15 protein-coding genes are annotated in these 17,671 nt (G+C 73.0%); 3 read left to right on the plus strand and 12 right to left on the minus strand.

Annotation, left to right across the window (positions count from 1 at the left end; genetic code table 11):
* Positions 1-1,882 (minus strand): FAD-dependent oxidoreductase (locus ACFU3E_RS28450; RefSeq protein WP_384164179.1); only part of this gene is annotated, 1,882 nt, incomplete at its 3' end.
* A 172-nt stretch (positions 1,883-2,054) separates the two neighbouring features.
* Here ACFU3E_RS28450 and ACFU3E_RS28455 point away from each other — a divergent pair.
* Both ACFU3E_RS28455 and ACFU3E_RS28460 read left to right on the plus strand, forming a co-directional pair.
* A complete protein-coding gene (locus tag ACFU3E_RS28455) occupies positions 2,055-3,017 on the plus strand; it encodes a TIGR03557 family F420-dependent LLM class oxidoreductase (RefSeq protein ID WP_384164182.1) in 963 nt (320 codons plus the stop codon).
* A 102-nt stretch (positions 3,018-3,119) separates the two neighbouring features.
* Positions 3,120-3,500 carry a hypothetical protein gene (locus ACFU3E_RS28460; RefSeq protein WP_384164271.1) on the plus strand — a complete coding sequence of 127 codons (381 nt, stop codon included), beginning with the start codon at positions 3,120-3,122 and terminating at the stop codon, positions 3,498-3,500.
* Positions 3,501-3,504: 4 nt separating this feature from the next.
* On the opposite strand, the gene ACFU3E_RS28465 is transcribed toward ACFU3E_RS28460, so the two are convergent.
* A complete protein-coding gene (locus ACFU3E_RS28465; protein ID WP_384164185.1) occupies positions 3,505-4,536 on the minus strand; it encodes an SDR family oxidoreductase in 1,032 nt (343 codons plus the stop codon).
* A 6-nt stretch (positions 4,537-4,542) separates the two neighbouring features.
* Positions 4,543-5,022 carry a phage holin family protein gene (locus ACFU3E_RS28470; RefSeq protein ID WP_384164188.1) on the minus strand — a complete coding sequence of 160 codons (480 nt, stop codon included), beginning with the start codon at positions 5,020-5,022 and terminating at the stop codon, positions 4,543-4,545.
* Between the two features lie 48 nt (positions 5,023-5,070).
* Between ACFU3E_RS28470 and ACFU3E_RS28475 the strand changes: the two genes are divergently transcribed.
* Positions 5,071-5,418, plus strand: coding sequence for a VOC family protein (locus ACFU3E_RS28475; RefSeq protein WP_384164191.1), 348 nt, complete (start codon positions 5,071-5,073; stop codon positions 5,416-5,418).
* Positions 5,419-5,441: 23 nt separating this feature from the next.
* Here the strand turns inward: ACFU3E_RS28475 and ACFU3E_RS28480 are convergent, their stop codons facing one another.
* The 9 genes from ACFU3E_RS28480 to ACFU3E_RS28520 all read right to left on the minus strand — a co-directional run bounded on the left by ACFU3E_RS28480 (position 5,442) and on the right by ACFU3E_RS28520 (position 17,574).
* Positions 5,442-6,002 carry a GNAT family N-acetyltransferase gene (locus ACFU3E_RS28480; RefSeq protein WP_384164194.1) on the minus strand — a complete coding sequence of 187 codons (561 nt, stop codon included), beginning with the start codon at positions 6,000-6,002 and terminating at the stop codon, positions 5,442-5,444.
* A gap of 44 nt (positions 6,003-6,046) precedes the next feature.
* Positions 6,047-7,843, minus strand: a complete 1,797-nt coding sequence (locus ACFU3E_RS28485) for a CocE/NonD family hydrolase (RefSeq protein ID WP_384164274.1) — start codon at positions 7,841-7,843, stop codon at positions 6,047-6,049.
* A gap of 121 nt (positions 7,844-7,964) precedes the next feature.
* A complete protein-coding gene (locus ACFU3E_RS28490; RefSeq protein WP_384164197.1) occupies positions 7,965-8,897 on the minus strand; it encodes an LD-carboxypeptidase in 933 nt (310 codons plus the stop codon).
* A complete protein-coding gene (locus ACFU3E_RS28495) occupies positions 8,894-10,858 on the minus strand; it encodes a prolyl oligopeptidase family serine peptidase (protein WP_384164200.1) in 1,965 nt (654 codons plus the stop codon). The genes ACFU3E_RS28490 and ACFU3E_RS28495 overlap by 4 nt, the downstream gene beginning before the upstream one ends.
* A 4-nt stretch (positions 10,859-10,862) precedes the next feature.
* Positions 10,863-12,176 (minus strand): M20/M25/M40 family metallo-hydrolase, encoded by a 1,314-nt coding sequence (locus ACFU3E_RS28500; protein ID WP_384164203.1) that lies wholly within the window; start codon positions 12,174-12,176, stop codon positions 10,863-10,865.
* The gene (locus ACFU3E_RS28505) at positions 12,169-13,002 is read right to left on the minus strand and encodes a M55 family metallopeptidase (RefSeq protein ID WP_384164206.1); all 834 of its coding nucleotides are present in this window, start codon (positions 13,000-13,002) and stop codon (positions 12,169-12,171) included. The genes ACFU3E_RS28500 and ACFU3E_RS28505 overlap by 8 nt, the downstream gene beginning before the upstream one ends.
* Positions 13,003-13,076: 74 nt before the next feature.
* A complete protein-coding gene (locus ACFU3E_RS28510; RefSeq protein ID WP_384164209.1) occupies positions 13,077-14,168 on the minus strand; it encodes a GDSL-type esterase/lipase family protein in 1,092 nt (363 codons plus the stop codon).
* A 119-nt stretch (positions 14,169-14,287) separates the two neighbouring features.
* Positions 14,288-15,013, minus strand: coding sequence for a class I SAM-dependent methyltransferase (locus tag ACFU3E_RS28515; RefSeq protein ID WP_384164212.1), 726 nt, complete (start codon positions 15,011-15,013; stop codon positions 14,288-14,290).
* Positions 15,014-15,135: 122 nt separating this feature from the next.
* Complete coding sequence (locus ACFU3E_RS28520) at positions 15,136-17,574, minus strand: SpoIIE family protein phosphatase (protein ID WP_384164215.1); 2,439 nt, start codon at positions 17,572-17,574, stop codon at positions 15,136-15,138.
* Between the last annotated feature and the right edge of the window lie 97 nt (positions 17,575-17,671).

Genomic DNA, 17,671 nt, shown 5'->3' on the forward strand with positions numbered 1-17,671 from the left:
CCGGCTCACCCCCGGGTTGGTTCTTGGCCGGCTCGTAGCCGGGCCGGTTCCTCGCCGGCTCACCCCCGGGCTGATTCCTCGCCGGCTCACCCCCGGGCTGATTCTTGGCCGACTCACCCCCGGGTTGGTTCCTCGCCGGCTCACCCCCGGGCTGATTCTTGGCCGACTCACCCCCGGGCCGGTTCCTCGCCGGCTCACCCCCGGGTTGGTTCTTGGCCGGCTCGTAGCCGGGCCGGTTCCTCGCGGGCTCACCGCCGGACTGGTTTCCGGCCGGTTCGCCGGGAGCCGTCGTAGCCGGGCGGCCCTTCGCCGTCTCGGACTCGGACCGCAACTCCCCGTGCCCGGAGCGGGGCCGGCCCGCGGCCGGGCGGCCCTTCGCCGTCTCGGACTCGGACCGCGGCTGCGCGGCCCCGGATCCGGGTCGTACCTGCGTCGCCCCGGATCCGGGCTGCCCCTTCGCGGGTTCATCGTGGGACCCGGCGCCGCCGGGCCCTCCGTTGCCGGTGCCCCCGTCGTCCGTGTCGGCCGCGAGCGCCGCCCCCGGCCCGGAGCGGGCGCTCGCCTCCTGCCCGGGCCCACCCGGTACCCGGGCCACCTCGGGCGACGACGTGTCCAGCGGCACCGACCAGGACCGTACGAGCCCCAACTGCACGGCCTGGCGCGGCAGTACCGCATCCAGCAGCCAGTCGGCGGCGACCCGTACGCGGTTGCCGGGCATCGCGGCGAGGTGGTAGCCCCGCGTCACCGCGCCCGCCGGTACGCCGGAGAGGGTCACCCCGAGTGGGTTGGCGGCGGCCTTCGCCCCGCCGAGATCGACGACGAAGCCCAGGTCGCGATGGCGGTAGGGCTTGCGCGCACCGCCCAGACCGAGCGACGCGGCGACGTTCTCGGCCGCGATCTTGCCGTGCCGCCAGGCGTGCTGCGCCGTCATCGGCGTATAGCTGCCCGGGTTCTCCAGATCCGGTACCGCGGCCACGTCACCGCACGCGAACAGCTCCGGTCGGCCCGGCACCCGCAGGTGCGGGTCGACGAGCAGCCGTCCCTTCTCCATCGGCAGCCCGAGGGACTCCACCAGCGGGTCGGGACGTACGCCCACGCACCACACCAGCGTCCGGGTCCCGACGAAATCGCCGTCGGTCAGCACCACCCCGTCGTGCGTGGCCTCCTTCACGGAGGTGCCCATCCGCACGTCCACGCCCCGCTGCCGCAGCACCCGGTCGGCGGTGGTGGACAGTTTCTCGTCCATCTCCGGCAGCACCCGCGGCGCCACGTCCAGCAGCATCCAGCGCGGCCGCATGCCCTGCCGCAGCGGGTGCCTGCGGACCTGCGCGTCGGTGAACATCTGCCCGTGCGCGGCGACCTCGGTGCCCGTGTACCCGGCGCCGACCACCACGAAGGTGCACCGCGCGGCACAGGTCTCGGGATCGTCCGCCGCGGCCGCGAGCTCCACCTGCCGGGTCACGTGGTCGCGCAGGTACAGCGCCTCGGGCAGTCCCCGGAAGCCGTGGGCGTGCTCGGCGACGCCGGGGATGGGCAGCAGCTTGTTGACGCTGCCCGCGGCGAGCACCAGCCGGTCGTAGGCGAGGGTGCCCTCCTCGCCCTCGGGGCCGGTGTAGTGCAGCGTGCGGTCGTCGAGGTCGATCCGGTCGGCCTCGCCCAGCACCAGCCGGACGTCCGGCAGCGAGTCCGAGAGGGAGACCGTGACCCGGCGCGGCTCCAGGACACCGGCGGCGACCTGGGGCAGCAGGGGCAGGTACAAGAAGTAGTCGGTCGGGTTCAGCAGGGTGATGTGGGCCCGGCCCCGGGTGAGCCGGGACAGGGTTCGGGCCGTGCGGTACCCGGCGAAGCCGGCACCGACGATCACGATGCGGGGTCGACTCACGGTCGCTCGCCTCCGGCGCTGTCGCGTAGCTCGGGAGCCTTCCGCGTCCCCCTGGCCAGGGCACCCAAACGTCTGCCGGAGCCCGCCCGCCCGGATGCCGCCGGTTTCCGGCCCTGTGCCCGGGTTACCCGGTGCGGGATACGGACCGCCGACGTCGCGGAGGCACTCCCCCATGCCCGAGTACGGATATTTCCTCTCGTGCGAGCAGTACGGACCCGCCGACCTGATCGAGCAGGCGCGGATGGCCGAGCAGGCAGGTTTCCAGGCGCTGTGGATCTCGGACCACTACCACCCGTGGAACGACGAACAGGGCCAGAGCCCGTTCGTGTGGTCGGTGATCGGCGCGCTGTCCGAGGCGGTGTCCCTGCCGGTCGAGACGGCGGTGACCTGTCCGACCGTGCGCATGCACCCGGCGGTCGTGGCGCACGCCGCGGCGACCAGCGCGGTGATGACGGACAACCGCTTCCGGCTCGGCGTCGGCTCCGGCGAGGCGCTCAACGAGCACATCCTGGGCGACCACTGGCCGCCGGCCCACGTCCGGCTGGACATGCTGGAGGAGGCCATCCAGGTGATGCGCCGGCTGTTCACCGGCGAGGAGGTCAACCACCACGGGCCGCACTACACGGTCGAGAACGCCCGCCTGTACACCGTCCCGGACGAGCCGATCCCCATCGACATCTCCGGCTTCGGCCCGGCGGCGACCCAGCTCGCGTCCCGCGTCGGCGACGGCTACATCACGGTCACGCCCGACGAGGCGATGGTGGAGCAGTACCGCAAGGGCGGAGGCGGCGGAAAGCTCGTCAGCGGCGGCACCAAGGTCTGCTACGGCACCGACAGGGACGAGGCCGTACGGACCGTTCACCGGCTCTGGGCGAACGAGCAACTGCCGGGCGAGCTGGGCCAGGTGCTGCCCTCCCCCGCCCACTTCGAACAGGCGCAGCAGCTCGTCACCGAGGACATGGTGCGCGAGAACCGGGTGTGCGGCGATGACGTGGACGAGCACGTGGCGGAGCTGAAGCAGTTCGCCGACGCGGGTTTCGACCGGGTCTACGTGAACCAGATCGGCCCGGACCTGCGCGGCTTCTTCGACTTCTACCGCACGAAGGTGCTGCCGCAGCTCCGGCAGTCCGCCTGACCAGGGCAAGCGCGCTGAATCCGGAGGTGGAGAAGTACCGGGTCGCCTAGAGTCGCCCGCATGTCTGTACGTCTTCGTATGCGTGATGCCCTGCCGGAAGCGATGCGGGCCCGGAACAAGGCCGCGGTGAGCGCCCTGCGCAGCGCCCTGGCCGCGCTGGACAATGCCGGGGCGGTGCCGGTGGACGAAACCGCGCCCCGCGCCGCCGCTCTGGAAGCCTCTCCGGTCGGCGCGGGCGCCACCGAGGCGGCCCGGCGCGAGCTCAGCGAGCGCGAGATGGTGGACGTCGTACGCGCCGAGGCTGTCGAACGGCTGGAGGCTGCCGCGCGGTTGACCACGCCCGCGCATGCCGCCCGGGCCGGGCGGCTCCGGGCGGAGGCGGCCGTCCTGCTCCGGTTCCTCGACGGCACCGAAGCCCGCACGGCGGCCGGCACCGAAGCCGGCACGGCGGCCGGTGCGGCAAGCGGCACGGAAGGCGCGTAGCGGGCTAGCGGCGGACCAGTTCGGCCAGTTTGCGGGCAGCGAGGGCGCCTGCTCCCGCCGTGAGGGCGGCGCCCATCCACCCACGGTTCCGCGACAGCCAGTGCTGCGGACTGTCGTCCGTGGACTCGTCGTCGAAGCGTCCGTGCGCGCCGAAGTCCCGCCCGTGCGGGCCGTCCGCCGGGGACCAGAGGTTCGCCGGGCCCTCGGGCCGGCCCTGCTCCTGCTGGGCGTCCACGTTGGTGCGGGCCAGATAGCGGTCCAGCAACCCGGGAACGACCGCGTTGGCGAGGAGCGTGGCGACCGTGGAGCCGCCCACCCAGTATTCCCGGCGCCGCGCGTGCGACGACGCGTGCACGATCGCCCGGGCCGCGACCTCCGGCTGGTACACGGGCGCCACCGGCCGGGCCCGCCCCGGCATCCGGTTCAGCACCCAGTCGAACTGCGGGGTGTTGAGGCCCGGCAGTTGCACCATCGTCGTCCGCACCCCGCTGCGCTCGTGCAGCAGCTCGCAGCGCAGCGACTCGTTGAACCCCTGGATCGCGTGCTTGGCCCCGCAGTACGCCGACTGCAGCGGGATGCCCCGGTAGGCGAGCGCGGAGCCGACCTGCACGATCGTGCCGCGGTCGCGCGGCAGCATGTGGCGCAGGGCGGCCCGGGTGCCGAACACGTAGCCCAGGTAGGTCACTTCGGTCACGCGACGGAACTCGTCCGGGGTGACCTGGGTGAACGGCGCGAACACCCCGGTGAAGGCGTTGTTGACCCAGACGTCGATGTGTCCGTACGCGTCGACGACCTGCTGGGCTGCGTCGTCGACGGCCTTGGCGTCGGAGACGTCCACGCCGACGACGAGCGCCTCGCCCCCGGCTCGCTCCACCTCGTCCGCCGCTGCGGCGAGCCCCTCACGCCCGCGGGCGAGCAGGGCGATCTTGTCGCCGCGGGCGGCGAAGGCCCGGACCGTGGCCCGTCCGACACCGCCGCTCGCTCCGGTCACCACGACCACGCGGCCGCGCCTGTGCGATGTTCCTGCTGTGCGCACGGGGCATCACACCCCGCGGTGGGGTATGTCCGGGTCGTCCGTCGGCCGCGGCGGGACGGTGCCCGGGGCGGCCGTGTCACCGGGCGGGGCCGGCGGCACGGGCGGATACGGCATGCCACCGACCGCTCCGGCGGCGGTCCGTCGGGCGCTGTCCCCGCCCGGTGCCATGCCGGAGGCGTGCTCCGCTCCCGGCCGGGACGGCCGGGCCATGCCGCGCAGCACATAGGCCACGGCGCCCAGGATCACGGCGGTGATCAGCGCGGCGGCCCAGTCGGGCAGGCCGAGGGCGAGGGCCAGCCCCACGGCGAGCGCGAGGGCCGCGCCCGCGTACAGGGCGAGTGCGCCGGACGCGGCGTACAGCGCGGCCTTGCGGCGCTGCTTGCGCGTCTGCTCGCGCAGTTCCTCCCGCACGGTCTCGCGCGCCACCTGTGCCAGCTCGTCGACCAGATGCTTGTCCAGATGCTCCAGGTGATCCAACGGCTTCATACCTGGCCGGGTACCCTCGCCCCCCTGCGCGTAACTAGGCTCGGCGGCATGGAGATTCTGGGTGCCACACTGCGCGTCTGCGTCGACGACCTCGAGACCGCGATCCCCTTCTACGAGCGGCTGGCGGGCGGCAGAGCCCAGCGCTTCGAACGGGGAGGTGTCCAGGTGGCGGCGATCGGCTGCTTCCTGCTGATGAGCGCTCCCCCGGCCGAACTGGAAGTGCTGCGCAAGGTCGCCGCGACGATCGCCGTGACGGACGTCGAGGAGACCCACAGGGTGCTGACCGCGCTGGGCGCCCATATCGTCGCGGGCCCGATCGCCTCACCGGCGGGCCGCAACTTGATCGCCCTCCATCCGGACGGGTCGGTCTACGAGTACGTGGACCGCCACGCGTAAGGACCCCTGGGCGCCGCCGGGGCTCAGTGCGGCCTCGGCGGGGTGATCATCTCGGTGGTGACCGCCCAGCGTTCGTGGTCGCGCCAGGCCCCGTCGACGAAGAGCATGTTCGGCGAGAAGCCCTCCAGACGGAACCCGCAGCCGCGGGCCAGGGCGATCGACGCGGCGTTCCCCGGCTGGACGTTGATCTCCAGCCGGTGCAGCCGCATCGGGCCGAACGCGTACCGCACGACGAGGTCCAGCCCTTCGCGCATCAGCCCCCGCCCGGCGGCGTGCGCGAAGGCGCCGTATCCCAGTGCCCCGGACTGGAAGCCGCCCTGGACGATGTTGTTGATGTTGATGAATCCGCCGATGGCCCCGTCGCCCTTCTCGCAGACCAGGAACCCGGCCTTGGACGGGTCCTCGATCAGCCGGCCCGCGTAGGCGGTGTACGCCTGTGCCGTGGTGGGCGGGAAGAGCCACGGGTGGTGCAGGTCCTTGCTCTCCCGGGCGCGGGCGGTGAACTCGGCACCGTCCTCGTGGGTGAAGTGGCGTACGCCCACCCGGGGGCCTTCGGCGAGGTGGCGGGATGCGTGGTGCGGCACCCCGCCACAGTAACCGCGCTGTCTGTGTGGCCCCAGTCGTGGCGTCAGGAGCCGGCGACCGGCAGCCGGAGCACCCCGGTGTTCCGCGGCCCGCTGACCACGGTCACCGGCTTGATCCCCCGGTTGCCGAAGTACGCGTCGTCGCTCGCGGCGATCACGAACCGCAGCCGGTGGCCGGTCTCGTACCGGTGCACGATGCCGGGCAGGGTGATGGTGAAGCTCTTGGTGACGTCCGGGACGCGCACCGGCGCGACCAGGCGGCGCACCAGGGTGCGGGTGCCGTCGGGGGCGACGTCGTAGAGCTTGGCGAACAGGACCAGCTTGTCGGCCGCGTCGGCGGAGTCCTGGGTGCGCTCGGCCTTCGGGGAGACGACCTTGAGGGTGGCCCGGGGTGCGCCGACGACGTCGAGGGGGCGTTGCAGCGGTGCGCTCGTCCAGTCGAGGTGGGTGCCCTTGGTGTCGCGCGGTGGCGAGTCCGGCAGGCCGATGAGGCCGGACAGGGAGCTCTCCGAATGGCTGGTGGGGGTCAGCCAGTTGGTGTAGCCGCGGCTGCCGGAGACCACCTTGCCGCGGTGGCCGACGAGTCTGCCGTCACCGGAGAGGTACAGGGTGCGGCTGTGGGTGGGGAGGCGGTCGGCGGTGGCGTAGGTGCGGTCGGGGTCGGTGATCCAGTCGCGGTAGTAGGCGAAGGCCGGTCCCGTGTCGACGTGGTTCTGCCTGCGCAGGTGGCGGTCGAACCAGGCGAGGACGCGCCGGCCGACGTAGCTGGTCTCCAGGTTGCCCTTGGACAGGTCGAGTTCACCGGCGGCGGCCGGGCCGCTGAGGCCGCCGCTGTGGCCCCAGGACTGCCAGATCATCTTGACGGGCGTGCCCTGGGCCTTGAGCGTCCGGTACGTGGCCGTGGCCTCGTTGAGGTTGAACAGGGTGTCGGCCTGCCCCTGGACCAGCAGGGTCGGTGTGTCGACGCGGTGGAGGTACGACACCGGGGAGACGCGGTGGGCGAAGGCGAGCAGTTCGGCGGTCCGGTCGGGCGGGTAGCTCCCGGAGTTGAGGGTGTGGACGGTCCGGCAGGCCTCGGTGACGAAGTGCAGGCAGGCCAGGGAGTTGAAGCGGGACGGGTCGAGAGCGGGCTGGAGCAGCGGCTGGCCCTCGCCGATGAGATAGAAGCCGTTCGTCCACTGCCATTTGAAGACTCCGGGGACGCCTGCGCTGCCGACGGCGTTGTTGGGATCGAGCGAGTACGCCAGGTCGTTCCAGGTGATCATCGGGACGAGCGCGTCCAGGCGGTGGTCGACGGCGGCCGTCGCGAGCTGGACGGCGCCGCCGTAGGAACCGCCGATCATGCCGACACGTGGGTCGCCCGGTGCGTCACGGGTGACGAAGTCGGTGGTGGTGCCGTCGTCGGCGGCGCGGGTGCCGCCCAGGAAGTCGACCAGTTGGGAGGCGGCGGCGCCGTCGATGTCCGGGTCGTCGAGGGAGACGAGGCAGCCGCTGCGGCCGAACCCGAGCCCGGAGTAGATGAGCGAGACGTAGCCGCGCTGGGCGAAGGCCTTGCCGATGGTGTCCGTGGAACCGTCCGACTTGCTGCCCCCGAACCCGTTGGTGCCGAGCACGGCGGGCGCCGGGTGATCGCGGTCCACGCCCGCGGGGCGGTACAGATCGGCGTCGACGGTGCAGGCCCGGCTGCCCGCCTGGACGGTGAACGTCAGCGGCGTGACGGTGTAGGCGTCGGCGGCGGTCGCGGGCGGGGGGAGGCTGAGGGGCGCGGCCAGGGCGGCGCCCAGAGCGAGAGCGAGGGGTGCGCGGGATCTGGGCACGCGTCGGGACACACGGACCTCCACGGAGGGGACAACCCGGATACCGACCAGTAGGTACTGGCCGGTTGTCATGGTGTGACACGTGTCAGGAGCCGTCAATCACCGAAACGAGGGTTTCTTGACAGGGTTTCAGTAGTGATGCCGCTCAGCTCAGGGCCGGTTCGTCCAGCGTCAACGTGCCCGCTCCGGCGTCCAGTTCGGCGCGGGCCCCAAGAGGCATGGTCAGCGCGCCCTCGCCGTGCCCGAACCCGAACTCCTCCACGACCGGGACACCGAGCCCGCCGAGCCGGTCGGCCAGGACAGCGCGCACCTCCGCATAGGGGCCGCACCCCGCCCAGGAGCCGAGGACGACCCCGGCGACCCCCTCGAGCCAGCCGGTGCGCAGGAGTTGGGTCAAGTACCGGTCCAGGCGGTACGGGCTCTCGCCGACGTCCTCCATCAGCAGCAGCCCGCCCCGCGCCCCGGGATGGGCGTGCGGGGTGCCGAGGTCGCTCGCGAGCAGGCTCAGGCAGCCGCCCAGGATGCCGCCCCGGGCGCGGCCCGGGACCAGTGCGGCACCTCCCGGGGGCACGGCCCCGATGGTCTGCACGGACTCCGGCTCGAAGAGGGTGGCCCGCAGATGTTCCTGGGCCCGGGTGTTCTTGAGGAAGTCGACGCCGGCGGCCGCGGGCCCGTACAGGGTGACCAGGCCCAGGCGGGTGGCGAAGGCCTGGTGCAGGACGGTGACGTCACTGAACCCGGCGAACACCTTCGGGCCCGCCGCCCTCATCGCCTCCCAGTCGAGCAGGTCCACCATGCGCTGCGCCCCGTACCCGCCCCGGGCGCACAGCACGGCCGCGGCGGACGGATCGCACCAGGCGTTCTGGAGATCGGCGGCCCGCTGCGCGTCCGTGCCCGCCAAGTAGTCCAGTTCCCGGTGACGGCCCAGCACATGAGGTGTGACGACGGGATCGAGGTCCCAGCCGCGCAGGATGTCGAGCCCGGCCTGGAGCCGCTCCTCGGGCACGGGCCCGCTCGGTGCGACGACGGCGACTCGGGCGCCGGGAGCCAGCCGGGGCGGTCGGAGCAACGGCTTCACTTGGCGAGCTCCAGGGTGGGGACGCCGGGCGAGTCCAGGCGGAACACCTGTGCGTAGAGGGAGAGTTCGGCCTCCAGGGCGCGCACCATGGTCTCCGCCCTGCGGAATCCGTGCCCCTCCCCCTCGAAGGCGAGATACGCGTGCGGCACCTTCCGGCCCTCCAGCCGGGCCAGGAACCGCTCGCACTGGACGGGTGGGCAGATCACGTCGTCCAGGCCCTGGAGCAGGAGGAACGGCACGGCGAGGCGGTCGGCGTGGGCGGCGGGCGAGCGCTCCGCGTACCGGGCGGGCACATCGGCGAGCGGCCCGATGAGGCCCTCCAGGTACCGCGACTCGAAGTCGTGGGTCTCCCCCGTGCCCCAGCCGGCCAGGTCCAGGATCGGGTACTTGATGGTGCCGCAGGCGTAGACGTCGGTGGTGGTGAGCGAGGCGGCGGCGGTCCAGCCGCCCGCGCTGCCGCCCCGGACGGCGAGCCGGCCGCGGTCGGCGGTGCCCTCTTCGGCGAGGGCCAGGGCGACGGCGGCGCAGTCCTCGACGTCCACCACGCCCCACTGCTCGCGCAGCCGCTCGCGGTACGGGCGGCCGTAGCCCGTGGAGCCGCCGTAGTTGACCTCGGCGACGCCGATGCCGCGCGAGGTGAAGTAGGCGATCTCCAGGTCGAGCACGAGCGGCGCGCGACCGGTGGGCCCGCCGTGCGCCCAGACGACGTAGGGCGGCAGTTCGTCACCGGGCGCGACGCAACCGGGGTGGTGCGGCGGGTAGATGTGGGCGTGGATGTCGCGCCCCTCGGGGCCGGTGAAGGTGCGGATCTGCGGCTCGGGGTAGTAGGCGGGATCCACGGCGTCGTCGTGCTCGGCGCCGATGACCCGGGCCCGGCCGGTGCGGGCGTCCAGCTCGACGACCTCGTAGGCGCTGCGCGGGCTGGCCCCGACGGCGACGACCCGTTCGCCGTGGGCGGCGAGGGTGGGGGCGAACTCGGTCCAGGGTCCGGCCGCGTCGACGACCTCGCCGGTCTCGGGGTCCAGGACGCCGAGGGCGGTGGCGCCCCGGCCGTGCACGACGGCGATGAGACCGCTGCCGAGCGGCGTGAACCATCTCGAACCCAGCTTCCACAGCGCCCCGCCGAACTCTTCCTCGCGCGGGCACAGCGGCTCTCCGTCGAGGTAGAGGTTCCACCAGCCGGTGCGGTCGCTCGCGTGCAGCAGGCGGCCGTCATGGGTCCAGTCAGCCTGGGCGATCGACTCGCCGGGGCCACCGGCCACGGCCCGGGCGTCGCGCAGGGTGCCGTCGGGGGCGACGTCGGCGAGGAGCAGTTCGGTGCCGTCCCACGGCATGCGCGGATGGTCCCAGGCGAGCCAGGCCGCCCGCCGCCCGTCGGGCGAGAGCTTCGGTCCGGTCACGAACCGGTGCCGGTCGTCGGTGAGTTCGCGTACGGCGTCCCGGTCGCGGGCCGCGGACCCGTCCAGCGGGACGGCGGCCAGGACGCGGCGCACATCGGTGGGTCCGTCGCCGGTGAACTCCTCCAGCACGCACCACACTTCGCCCCGTTCGGGGCGCAGCAGCGGCTCCGCCCAGCGCAGGCCCGCGCCTACGGGGGACACGGGTGTGAGCGGCTGGGGTTCACCGCCCGGCGCGCAGCGGTACAGCCGCTGGTCGGCGAAGTTCACGAACACCATCAGCGGTCCGGCGTCACCCGCGACGGCGGTCCACGGGTGCCCGCCGTACTCGATGACCCGGCTGCGCACGTTCCACGGCGCGGGCAGCAGCGGCTCCTCCCGGCCGTCGGCGTGCCGCCGTACCAGGGTGCGCCGGCCGCCCTCGGCGGGGCGCGGCTCGGTCCACCACACCTCGTCGCCGACGAAGCCCACATACTCCGGGTGCCCGTCGTGCGCGGCGGTCAGGGCCGCGTCGATGGGCGAGGGCCACGCCCCGTAAGCCAGCGTCCGCACCGTCTCCCCCACTCTCCTAGGCCGTCCGCAGGAACCGGTCGAGTACGCGGACACCGAAGTGCAGCGCCTCGACCGGTACCCGCTCGTCGACCCCGTGGAACATGGCCGCGTAGTCGTAGCCCTCCGGCAGCTTCAGCGGGGTGAAGCCGTAGCCGGTGATGCCGAGGCGGGAGAACTGCTTGGCGTCGGTGCCGCCGGACATGCAGAACGGCACGACATGGCCCTCCGGCGCGAACTCCTCGATGGCGGCTCGCATCCCCGCGAAGGTCGCCGAGTCCACCGGCGACTGAAGGGCGACCTCGCGGTGGTGGAACTCCCAGTCCACGTCCGGCCCGGTGAGCCGGTCGAGGGTGCTGCGGAACTCCTCCTCGCCGCCAGGCATGTACCGGCCGTCGACGTGCGCCACGGCCTCCCCGGGAATGACGTTGATCTTGTAACCGGCGTCCAGCATGGTCGGATTGGTGCTGTTGCGCAGGGTCGGCTCGACGAGCCCGGCGGCCGGGCCGAGCTTTTCCAGCAGCGCGTCCACATCGGTGAGGTCGGTCTCGATGCCGTAGAGCGCGGCGAGTTCGGTGAGCGCGGCGCGTACGGTCGGGGTCAGCCGCAGCGGCCACTCGTGGGCGCCGATCCGCGCGATCGCGCCGGCGAGGCGGGTCACGGCGTTGTCCCGGTTGACCTTGGAGCCGTGACCGGCGCGTCCGCGGGCGGTGAGCTTGAGCCAGGCGGTGCCGCGTTCCCCGGCCGCGATCGGGTAGATCTGCCGCCCGTCGCCGTCGTGGAAGGTGAAGGCGCCCGACTCACTGATGCCTTCGGTACAGCCCTCGAACAGTGCGGGGTGCTCGTCGGCGAGGAACCCGGATCCGTCCTCTGCGCTGGCCTCCTCGTCCGCGGTGAACGCGATGACGATGTCCCGGCGGGGCCGGACGCCCTGTCGTGCCCAGCCCCGCACGACGGCCAGGATCATCGCGTCCATGTTCTTCATGTCGACGGCGCCTCGCCCCCAGACGACCCCGTCGCGGATCTCCCCGGAGAACGGGTGCACGCTCCAGTCGGCCGCAGCGGCGGGCACGACGTCCAGATGGCCGTGGAGCAGCAGCGCGCCGGCCGACGGGTCGGTGCCCTCGACACGGGCGACGACGTTGGTCCGCCCCTTGGCGCGCTCCAGGAGGGTCGGCTCGATACCGGCGTCGGCGAGACGTGCGGCGGCGTACTCGGCGGCGGGCCGCTCCCGGCAGTCGCCCCCGCCCCGGTTGGTCGTGTCGATCCGGATGAGGTCGGACGTGAAGGTCACGACCTCGGCCAGCGCGGACGCGTCCACCTGCTCAGCCATACTGCTCCTCCACCGCGGCCGAGACGATCGTGGTGACCGCCTTGAAGGCGCGGATGCCCTCGTACATGGTCTCGCTCGTGCAGGCCACCTTCCGCTCCGCGATCCGGTCCACACCCGGGACGACGGTGGCGGCCATCGCCAGGTGCTCCGCGTCGAACTCCACGGCCACGGTGAACGGGCCGCCGCGCACGGGTTCGTGACGCACCGCCAGCGCGGCCGCCTCCTTGGCCGCCGCCCGGATGTCGGCCGCGGTGCGGGCGGGTGTGCGGCAGACCGCCGCGTAGCGCGACACGTGGTCCTTCACCGCGACCTTCAGCGCCCCGGGCGCGTATCCGAGCGCGTCCTCGCAGGCGACGTCGTCCCCGGTGACCAGCACGACCGGCACTCCGTACTCGGCGACGACATGGGCGTTGAGCAGCCCCTCGCTCGCCCGCACGTCGTTCAGCCACACGCCCGTGATGGAGTTGGCGAGGTAGGTGTGCGCGAGGACGCCCTCCATGCCGGCGCCCGCATGGTAGCCGACGAACGCGATGCCGTCGACGTCGCCGTGCTGCACACCCTCCACCATGGACAGGGCCTTGTGCCGGCCGGTGAGCATCTGGGCGCGTGCGTCGAGCTGCTCCAGCAGCAGGTTGCGCATGGTGGAGTGCGCCTCGTTGATGATCACTTCGTCGGCGCCGCCGTCGTGGAAGCCTTGCACGGCGGCGTTGACGTCCGAGGTGAACAGCGACCGGCAGCGCTCCCACTGGGACGCGCCCGGCATCACGTCGTCGGGCCAGGTGATGCCGGTGGCGCCCTCCATGTCGGCGCTGATGAGGATTCTCATGACGAGCCGTCCAGGGCGGAGATCTTCATGGTTCGTCACGTTACGCGCTGCGGGCGGAACCGGCTACGAGGTGGTCACCAACGGATCGGCAGGTCGGCGAGGAGCGCGGTGAGCCGGTCGGCCAGCAGGCGGTGATCACGGGCCGAGTAGTGCCAGTGGCAGCCGTTGTGGTCCAGGCCGGTGGTGTCGAGGGGCCAGTGGCGGACCCTGTGGTCGCCCGCGCCGTTGCGTTCCCGGACGACGTGTTCGACATGGCCGGCGAACGGGCCCGTGCCCACGGCCAGGATGGTGGTCGTGGCCCCGTAGCGCTTCCGCAGTTTCTGGACGAAGCCGCTGTAGGCGCTGCGGTAGGCGGCGGCGAGGCTCTCGTCCGTCCATGGCTCGCCCGGGTTGACGGGGGTCGAGAAGTCGTTCGTGCCGAGGTGGACCACCACGAGCTGCGGCCGCCAGGTGCCCGGGTTCCGCCAGACGTCGCCCGGCACGTTCAGCAGCGCGCGGTCGTAGAAGGTGCGGTAGTTCACCTCCGGGGAGCTTCCGTTGTAGTTGCGCACCATGCCCTGGCCCGAGTACGCGTTGACCTGGTAGTCGGCGCGCAGCCCCCGGGCGGTGAGGGCGCCGTAGCTCATGTCGGCGTTGGTGGTGCGCTTGAGCTGCTCGCCGTCGCAGTCGCGGGAGGTGGAGAGGTTGCCGTAGCCGGCCGTGAGGGAGTCGCCGATGAACTCGATCTGGCGGCCGCGCGCGGCCGGCCGGGCCAGGACGGCACCGCCGGGGGCGGCGACGAAGCCCCCGAAGGAGCTGGTGCTCCACGGGGTGTCGTTGCGTTTGACGAGCCGGACGGTGTGCACGCCGTCGCGCAGGCCCCTGACCCAGTGGGTGGTCCTGCCCGGCGTGACGAGGGTCGCGACGGTGGCTCCGTCGACCTGGACGTCGTAGTCGGCGGCCGGGTCGTCGAGCACGACGCCCACGCCGGTGCCCCGGATCCGGCCCTCGAAGTACACGCCGGGCCAGCTGTACTGGAGCGTGTCACCGGCGTCCTTGACCCGCCCTGCGGTGTGCACCCCGTCCCGTACCGCGCGAGGGTCCGGGGCGGCGGCGGTCGGGCCGGCCGACGTGCCGACCAGCACCGTCGACACCGCCGACGCGACCAGCATCCGTAACCAGGGCATCGGCATGACTGTCCTCCGCGGGGGCGAGGCAGGAGCATGAACGGGGCAGAGTGACCGTACACCGACAAATTCGCAGCCCGCCAGACCCCGTCCCCGAGTCCGGGCCCCGATGGCCCGCCTCAGGCGGTACGCCCCGCCACCAGCCAGGTGGAGGGCAGCTCGATGCGTGTGCCGTTTGGGCGGTACTCGGTCGTCCTCAAGGGGAGCTCGCCGCTCGCCACGACGGTGAGACCCGCCGAGCGCAGATACTCGGGCACGGCCTCGTCCGAGACCTCGCCCGGCGCGAGTCCGTGCCGGAACACGGGCGCGAGCTTGGACGGCGGGCCTTCTGGGCCGCCCGCCAGGCCCATCAGTGCCGCCTTGGCGGCGCCCGAGAGCTCGACCAGGCAGGCGCGGCCGCGGTCGCCGACCAGCGTGGCGATCCCGTCGACCAGCGACTGCCGGTCGTCGGGCTCGCACTGGTGCAGGACGCCCCGCATGTAGACGTTGGTGTCGCCGAGCTCCGCGTGCAGGGCCTGGGCCTCGTCCTTCTCGGCGGCGTCCAGCTGCCGGTAGGCGGCCTGTCCCGCCGGGTCGGAGCGCCGGGCGTGGTCGAGGGCCGCGGCGGACAGGTCGACGCCCAGGACGTGCGGGAAGCGGTCGGCGAGGTAGCGGGTCTGGGTGCCGTTGCCGCAGCCGAGGTCCACCAGCGGCAGCGCGGGATCGGCCAGATACGGCTCGAACAGGGCGAGGTGCGGCCCCACGGTCAGGACCGGTTCCGCGTCCCAGAACACCGCTCCGGGTTCGGCGGACGCCTCACGCCAGAACCCCTCCCACGCCTCGCGGTACCGACTCGTCACGCTCATGGACCACTCCCCAGGGTGCGAACGAATCCCGCCATGCGACGGGCGAGTACGGTGTATCGCGCCCCGGCCCCGGCCACAAGAACGCGGCACGTACCTTCACGTCCCGTTCGGGCCGATGGTGTTCAGCGGCGCGGCAGCGTCAACTCGAACCAGACCGTCTTGCCGGCCGTGGTCCGGCTGGCCCCCCACTCCCGGGACAGCGTGCTGACGACGCGCAGGCCCCGCCCGGCCTCGTCGAGCGGGCCCGCGCTGAGCAGCGTCGGCAGTTCGTGGTCGTCGTCGTCCACCTCGCACAGCAGGGTGTCGCCGCGGACCAGGCGCAGTTCGACGGGGCGGGCGTGGGAGTGCCGTAGGGCGTTGGTGACGAGTTCGCCGGCCATCAGTGCGGCGGGCTCGACGAGCTTCGCCAGGCCCCAGTCGTGCAGTTGCTCGCGGACCGCCGCACGGGCCCGGCCCACCTCGGCCGGATCGAGGGCGAGGCGCCATTCGGCCACGTCGTCCGGCTCGATGCCGCCCAGGCGGGCCATCAGCAGCGCCACGTCGTCCTTGCGGCCGCCGCGGCCCGCCTCGGCGAACGTCACGGCGAGGGCGCGGATGATGGTGTCGCAGGCGTCGTCCATGGACGCGGCCGGGTGGGCGGCCGACTCGCAGAGCGTGGCGAGCCCGGCCCCGATGTCCTCGCCGCGCACCTCGACGAGCCCGTCGGTGCACATCACCAGCCGGTCGCCGGGCTGCACGCGCACGCGCACCGCCTCGAAGGGCACTCCCCCGACGCCGATGGGTGCGCCCGTGGGCAGGTCCAGCAGCTCGCTGCGGCCGTCGGCGGCCCGGACCAGGACGGGTGGGATGTGCCCGGCGTTGGCGAGGTGGAGCTCGCTCGCGATCGGGTCGTAGACGGCGTAGAGACAGGTCGCGAGGTAGCCGTCCCCGAGGCGCTGAGCGAGGTCGTCGAGGTTGCGCAGCAGCTGGGCGGGCGGCAGGTCGAGCCCGGCCATGGTCTGCACGGCCGTGCGCAACTGGCCCATCATCGCGGCGGAGTTCAGGCCGTGGCCCATGACGTCGCCGACGACGAAGGCCGTGCGCCCGCCGTGCAGTTTCACCGCGTCGAACCAGTCGCCGCCGACCCGCCCGAGCAGCGTCCCCGGCAGATAGCGGGTGGCGATGTCGCAGCCCGCCATACGGGGCGGGATGTGCGGCAGCATGCTGTCCTGGAGCGTCTCGGCGACGTTCTCCTGGAAGGTGTACATGCGCGCGTTGTCGAGCACGAGGCCCGCGCGGGCGGCGAGTTCGGCGCCGGTGACACGGTCCATGTCGTTGAAGGCGGGCCGCTCCGGGTGCCGCAGCAGGATCATGAACCCGAGGACGACATTGCGTGCCTTGAGGGGCACGACCAGCATGGAGCGGCCGGTGATGAGGGGCCGGATGTCACGCTTCTCGAACTGCGCGGCGACGGCGTGCCCCATCTCCTCGCTGATCCGCGGCACGAGGACGGGTTCGCCGCTGGTCATGCACTGGAAGAACGGCGTGTGCGCCGGGAACGGCATGGCCTCACCGACCGGCACGACGTCGTCCCAGCGGCCCGGCTCGTCGGTGTGCTCGAGGGCGACGCGGTGCCACATCGTGGTCGTGTCGGGCACACCGTCCTCGAACCCCTCGCCGGCGACGACCTGTTCCCGCAGGTACGTCCCGGCGACATCGGTGAAGCGGGGCACGACGGCCCTGCTGACCTCGATGATCGTGCGGGACAGGTCGAGGGAGGTGCCGATGCGGCCGCTGACCTCGTTGAGGAACTCCAGGCGCTCGCGGACGGCGGCGTGTTCGAGGTCCTCGCCCTCGTCCCGCACGTCCTCCGGAACGGGTTCGCCGGCGGCCAGGGCCCGCGCGGCCCGTTCGCGGCGCGCCTTGCGTTCGGCGCGCCGGGCGACGCCCCAGTCGGGGGTGACGGGAACCCGGTCGTTCTGGCTGAACTCCAGGATCGGGTAGCCGAGTTCGAGGATCTGCGCGACGATGCGGGCGCTCTCGCCGACGCTCATGCTGGGCAGGATCTCGGGGAGCCGGCGGGCGAGGTCCTCGGACCCGGGGAAGTCGGTGTGCAGCGCGAAGCCGGGCGCGATCCGCTCGAACGCCCCGTCGCCCGGCCGCAGCCCTGCGGCGTCGGCGGCCAGCACGAGCAGCCGCTCGGGCCCGGGGCCCACCAGCGGGTAGGCCCACCACAGGACGTCGACCCGCCCGTCGCCGGACGCGGTGAGCCGGGCGCGGCCGGCCGACGGGTAGCAGAGCCCGCCGTCGAGGGAGGATTCGAGGTCGGGGCCGAGGCCGTCGCAGACGTCATACGGAGTGGTCTCCTGCTCTTCGGGCAGGGCGCCGGAGACGGGGAGCAGGTCGAGGGCCGTGCGGCCGATCGCCTCCTCCTTGGGGACGCCGAACAGGCGCCGTGCGCCGCGGCTCCAGTGGGACACGAGGCCGTCGCGGCCGACCACGACGACGGCCAGGGGGACTCGGCCGAGCCCGGCGGGTTCCGTCACCGTGCCCTGCCCAGCCCTGTCGGTGCCACGGTCCATGGCCCAGGCCCTCTCTCCCCACGGACGCAAGATCTGTCCCGGCGTCTCCACCGTACGGCTCCCGCAGTCGGCGATGTGAGGCAATCCGGGAATTGCT

It is taken from the genome of Streptomyces sp. NPDC057424 (genome assembly GCF_042803315.1).
Taxonomy (GTDB): Bacteria; Actinomycetota; Actinomycetes; order Streptomycetales; family Streptomycetaceae; genus Streptomyces.

Coding starts and splice junctions, on each gene's coding strand:
- ACFU3E_RS28455 (WP_384164182.1), top strand. CDS start 2,055: ATGCCCGAGTACGGATATTTCCTCTCGTGCGAGCAGTACGGACCCGCC.
- ACFU3E_RS28460 (WP_384164271.1), top strand. CDS start 3,120: ATGCGGGCCCGGAACAAGGCCGCGGTGAGCGCCCTGCGCAGCGCCCTG.
- ACFU3E_RS28470 (WP_384164188.1), bottom strand. CDS start 5,022: ATGAAGCCGTTGGATCACCTGGAGCATCTGGACAAGCATCTGGTCGAC.
- ACFU3E_RS28475 (WP_384164191.1), top strand. CDS start 5,071: ATGGAGATTCTGGGTGCCACACTGCGCGTCTGCGTCGACGACCTCGAG.
- ACFU3E_RS28500 (WP_384164203.1), bottom strand. CDS start 12,176: ATGGCTGAGCAGGTGGACGCGTCCGCGCTGGCCGAGGTCGTGACCTTC.
- ACFU3E_RS28505 (WP_384164206.1), bottom strand. CDS start 13,002: ATGAGAATCCTCATCAGCGCCGACATGGAGGGCGCCACCGGCATCACC.
- ACFU3E_RS28510 (WP_384164209.1), bottom strand. CDS start 14,168: ATGCCCTGGTTACGGATGCTGGTCGCGTCGGCGGTGTCGACGGTGCTG.
- ACFU3E_RS28515 (WP_384164212.1), bottom strand. CDS start 15,013: ATGAGCGTGACGAGTCGGTACCGCGAGGCGTGGGAGGGGTTCTGGCGT.
- ACFU3E_RS28520 (WP_384164215.1), bottom strand. CDS start 17,574: ATGGACCGTGGCACCGACAGGGCTGGGCAGGGCACGGTGACGGAACCC.